Below are 5,138 nucleotides of genomic sequence, written 5' to 3'. Positions count from 1 at the left end.
TCATTACAGGCAGGAATAACCACGCCAATTTTATTCATTTAAGGCCCTCTTGCTCTGCCACAGATTGTGGGCTATTCATCCAGACATCAATTAGAAAATCAGGTTCCTGAAGTTGTGAACATTTTCTGTAAAGTAAGTGTGCATTTAGATGGTCATGAATATCATCACCAGTAAAGCTAAAACCTGAAATCGGTGCCCGCCAGTGACAAGCCAGAATACAGCCTTCTGCATCAAGGGCGTGCTGCAGCCAATGGGTCAATTTCTCTAAAGCGGCCTGATCCAGATAATATAAAACCTCACTCAGTACAATTAGCTGGAACTTACGCTCTGGCAAGTCTTCCGGAACAACGCCTTGGACAAAACTGACATGAGAATAATCTTGCAGACGTTGTTGCGCCAGCCGGATCGCTGTCGTATTGGCATCCAGACAGATGAGTTCTCCTGTATGTGGGGCTAGTTCCTGACTTAGCATGCCATTACTACAACCGATTTCTATGGCAGATTCAAAATGCAGTTTGGGCAAGAGTGCTTTACAAATTTGACGTTTACGCTGTTCATACCAGCGCTGTTCATAATGCCATGGATCTCCCTGGTTCAGCGCATAAAGAGCATCAAAATAAGCATGATCATAGGTTGATTTACTGTTCATACAGATAAACCTCCCATGGCTGTAAAACACGCTCTAATGCATGCTCAGGGACAATCGGTGCCTGTTCTGTCGTCGGGTCATTCTCAATCTGACTCTTGAAACATCGTGCAGCTCGGGCTTTACATTTTAATTCTTCATCTGTCAGCCTGAGTTTGTGCGCAACCGTCCATGGAATTCGGGTATCTCCTGGTGTGGCCCAGTGCCACGCCCAGATTAGAACCTGAATATACGGTAACTGTAGCTCAGTCGCGAGTTGCTGGGCGACCTGGCCGGTTATTTCATGGTCTGGATGTCCATCATGAACAAAAGTCGTGACCAATACATCATTAGGCTGTAAATATGAATACAATTGCTGTTTGAGCAAGTCTCGCTGCTCAGCCACTTTTCCATCCTGAATATCCAAAGCAATCCGAAGAACTGGCTGTTCTAAGGACAATTCTTCGAGAGCCTGACGCGTTTCTGCTGGACGAATCTGGTTCAGTTCTTCTGGCGTATACAGACTCGAACCGGGATGGCTGGCCGTACCATTGGTCACTGCAAACAGTACAATCTTATAGCCGAGTTTATCCAGACGTTGCATCAGTCCGCCACATCCCAGAATTTCATCATCCGGATGCGGTGCTACAATACAGACTCTGGCATCTGCAGGAATTACACTGGAAATATCGAATTCTGGCATCTGCTGTAATATTTCGCAGTTACGCCATTCTTCCACCCGTGTCCCCTCCCCATGGATCACACGGTCTTCAACAATGTCATGTTTTAAAGTGCCCATAGTTCTTCCTCCTGTGCGCTTAGTTCTCCAATACGCTCAAGATCAAAGGCAGCATGGCTTTGACGGATAAATACCGGCAGATCTGCTGCGAGCTGGGCAAAATAAGAATTGGTACAATAAGGCGATGCGCCAAGTGCTTTTCCGACCTGGTTCAGTACATTTAATGCAGTGGCTTCAACCTGCGCACGCAAAGCCTGAATCTGAAGTTGATGAGGAAATTTAGGTTGCTGGTCAATCAATTCTGCAACCCGATAGAACAAAGCCTGAGTAGCTAAAAGATCACGGCTGATTTCACCCAGATACATGGCTTTATACATATGTGGTTTTCTTAACTGTTCCTGCTGCAGATATTCAGCAAGAGCTACTGTGGCACCATACCAGCAAGCAGCAACGCCTGCTGCTCCATGCCAGAATCCTACCCGATCCAGATAAGCATGTGGATCAGCGACTTTTTTGACAGGGACCTGATTAAATTCCAGTTGTGCTGTGGATGTATGCTGCATCCCTACAGCTTGCCAGACAGTATGATCATGCTGAATACCGGTCAGCTGCATATCTACAATCAATAACTGAGAGCGATTTTGTTCATCCCGATACGTCAGTAAGCCTGACTCTACCCAGCCAGAAGCGGAACACCAGGTCTTGATGCCAGTCAGCTTGCCTTCATCCAGCTGTAATGGCTGAGGCCCACCTTCTGCTGCCCAGACTGCCCAGAGCTGATGAGAATTTGCCGGAATATTTAATTCATGCAGAATTGCGACTGCATCCAGATGCGACTCAAATATTTTTCCCAGGCTTAAATTGGTTGCCGAGATCTGGCTTAAAATTTGCCAGCGTTTTAAAGTTTCCCCTGATGCAGGAAAAGGAACCTGATCCGAAAGTTGCACCAGTTCCTTCAAAGTCGTTTGAATATTTTCTTTAGGTTCTAATGATGAATTTTTAAATCTTTCTAATATTGAACTGAGGTCCATAAAAGTGCTTCCTCAAAAATATCGATATTGTGGTCATTTGATGAAAGCCAGTTAAGGAAAAAGCCTTTTCATCTGTTTTAAACGGGTCATCAGTCCTAGTATCTTACGGCGTGCCATAATTTCTTCTTCACTAAAAGGCAACTCTTCTCTGAGTTGACTCATAGGTAGGTGGTTATGTTCGATCAGATAAATATCCTGCTCCCTGCTCCATTGCGCATTTTGCATCTGTGCCAGTAATTTTTTAGGATCTGGTCTCGCCATAAAAGTTTTATTCCTTGAAATAGAGAATAGAAGCCGAAGCTTCTATTCTCATGGTATTTATGCAGGAATAGTTTCTGCGATCAATTCACGCGCCCAAACACGGTGATTCATGATCAAGGTCTTGAAGCTATCTTGCACAGTATCGAATTGAGAATTTGCTAAAGTACCTTCATCACTGATCAGTTTTAGATCTTCAATTAGCTGACCTTTATCTCCCAGGAAGACAATCGGTTTCAGATGCTTATAAGCCTCAAGCAGATAGTGAGTCGCGATACCATCTTTCAGCACCATGTCATAGTTATCGCCATCGACAATAACTACAGCATCATAGGCAATCGACGGTTCAGCTTTCTGCATTCCATCAGATGGGATCACTGTACCTTGCTGGCTCAGGACTGGTCCTGGACGAGGTGTTAACACATCAGCCACAGCACTCTCTGATTCAGCCCAAGCCTGTACAGCTTTAATACTGGCTTCATTAGCTTTGTCATGTGCCAGAATCGCGATTTTACGTGCCTTAATATCAGCAGGTTTAAACGCTTCAAAAGACAGACGCTTAGAAATCAGAACATCAGGCAGTTTTGCAGCTTTTTTCTCAGCTGGGATTTCAATTCCTAACTGGTCTGCAACCTGTTGAGCCAGCGTCAAGTCGATATTGCACAACACTTCGAGAACTTCACGTTCACGGATATTTTGGCGCTGTACTTTACTCAGTTCGAATACATAGGCATCAATAATATGCTTCTGCTCATGCGGTGCCTGGCTTTGATAGAATAAACGGGCATGAGTGAAGTGGTCATTAAAAGACTCACTACGCTGGCGGATTTTATTACCGTCAATACGTTCCTGATAGCTTTCGAAACCACCTGCCTGAGTCGCACCTGGCGCTTCAGCCGGCCAGTTGTCATCAATCGAGTTTGGTTCGTAGTTGGCCTGTCCGGTGTGAATAAGACGTTGATGCAGACCATCACGCTGGTTGTTATGGAATGGACAAACCGGCTTATTGATTGGAATCTGATGGAAGTTTGGACCACCCAAGCGGCTTAATTGAGTATCGGTATAAGAGAACAGTCGGGCCTGTAAGAGTGGATCGTTGGTAAAGTCAATGCCTGGTACGACATGACCTGGACAAAAAGCAACCTGCTCAGTTTCACCGAAGAAATAATCAACATTACGGTTCAACACCATACGGCCAATTGGAGTCACTGGAACCAGTTCTTCCGGAATGATTTTGGTTGCATCCAGCAAGTCAAAATCAAATTTCATCTCATCTTCTTCAGGAACGATCTGTACGCCTAATTCCCATTCCGGGTAATTACCGGAAGCAATCGCTTCATACAGGTCACGACGATGGAAATCCGGATCCTTACCTGCCAGTTTTTGCGCTTCATCCCATACCAGTTGTGTCAGACCTTGTTTAGGCGTCCAGTGGAACTTCACAAAGACAGCTTTATTTTCAGCATTGATCAAACGGAAAGTATGTACACCAAAACCTTGAATCGAGCGTAAATTACGTGGAATAGCACGATCCGACATTGCCCACATCACCGCATGTGCAGATTCAGGTACAAGAGAGACAAAGTCCCAGAAAGTATCATGTGCTGACGCACCTGATGGAATCTCGGTTTGTGGTTCAGGTTTCAGCGCATGGACAAAATCAGGGAACTTGATGCCATCCTGAATAAAGAACACTGGTGCATCGTTGGCTACCAGGTCAAAGTTACCTTCATCCGTATAAAACTTAGTCGCAAAACCACGAATATCACGTACCGTATCTGCTGAACCGCGAGGACCTTGTACTGTAGAGAATCGAACAAAGACTGGAGTCTGAGCACCGGTATTGGTTAGAAACCCGGCTTTAGTCCATTTTTCATTGCCTGGATAAGCTTCAAAAAAACCATGTGCTCCAACACCGCGTGCATGCACAATTCGCTCTGGAATACGCTCATGGTCAAAATGAGTAATCTTTTCACGAAGAATAAAATCCTCCATTAAAGTTGCCCCACGAACGCCCGCTTTTAGACTGTTCTGGTTATCCGAAATCTTAACACCTTGGTTGGTAGTCAGTGTCTGTTCGGCTGAGTCGCTACGGTATACATCAAGCTGCTCACTTTTTTTATTGGTATTCTGCTTATCTAAACCATTTTTACCTGTGGCTGGACTGTTCGCCTTAATTTTCATGACATTTTCCTTGCTGATCTTGAGTTTAGTGAAGTCTTTTTTTGCCTATCTCAAATTCGCTTGAGTTTTATTCAACATCTTGCCGTTTTTACAGAAAAATAAAGTTCCACTTTTATCTGTATATGGTGAGCTGTTGCTGAGTATGAAAATCTTTTTATTGATTTCGTCTATATCCCTAACATAACGAGATTTGACGAATACATTGCTGAGTCTTTGTAGTGGCTTGTTTAATAAAGGCACAGTTCTGTTATTTTTCTTAACTACACAGTTTTTTTTACCGAGTAACGATCACAAGAGAGCG

Annotated in this window: 5 protein-coding genes; all 5 read right to left on the bottom strand. The window is 44.3% G+C overall.

Annotation, left to right across the window (positions count from 1 at the left end):
* Positions 1 to 34: 34 nt before the first annotated feature.
* The 5 genes from B4J23_RS13800 to katE are packed head-to-tail and all read right to left on the bottom strand — an operon-like array spanning position 35 to position 4,837.
* Positions 35 to 649, bottom strand: a complete 615-nt coding sequence (locus B4J23_RS13800; protein ID WP_180034149.1) for a class I SAM-dependent DNA methyltransferase — start codon at positions 647 to 649, stop codon at positions 35 to 37.
* Entirely contained in the window at positions 639 to 1,424 is a 786-nt protein-coding gene (locus B4J23_RS13795) for a PIG-L deacetylase family protein (protein WP_291361400.1), read from the bottom strand. Before B4J23_RS13795 ends, B4J23_RS13800 begins: the two co-directional genes overlap by 11 nt.
* Positions 1,412 to 2,395: an acyl-CoA dehydrogenase gene (locus B4J23_RS13790; protein WP_180034151.1), complete on the bottom strand. Its 984-nt coding sequence runs from the start codon at positions 2,393 to 2,395 to the stop codon at positions 1,412 to 1,414. The genes B4J23_RS13795 and B4J23_RS13790 overlap by 13 nt, the downstream gene beginning before the upstream one ends.
* 51 nt (positions 2,396 to 2,446) lie before the next feature.
* Entirely contained in the window at positions 2,447 to 2,656 is a 210-nt protein-coding gene (locus B4J23_RS13785; protein ID WP_291361398.1) for a hypothetical protein, read from the bottom strand.
* 57 nt (positions 2,657 to 2,713) lie between these two features.
* The gene (katE, locus tag B4J23_RS13780; protein WP_291361396.1) at positions 2,714 to 4,837 is read right to left on the bottom strand and encodes a catalase HPII; all 2,124 of its coding nucleotides are present in this window, start codon (positions 4,835 to 4,837) and stop codon (positions 2,714 to 2,716) included.
* Between the last annotated feature and the right edge of the window lie 301 nt (positions 4,838 to 5,138).

It is taken from the genome of Acinetobacter sp. UBA3025 (genome assembly GCF_002367915.1).
Taxonomy (GTDB): Bacteria; Pseudomonadota; Gammaproteobacteria; order Pseudomonadales; family Moraxellaceae; genus Acinetobacter.
The sequence above is the reverse complement of the archived record's forward strand: the minus strand, read 5'-3'. Positions and strand labels throughout refer to the sequence as shown.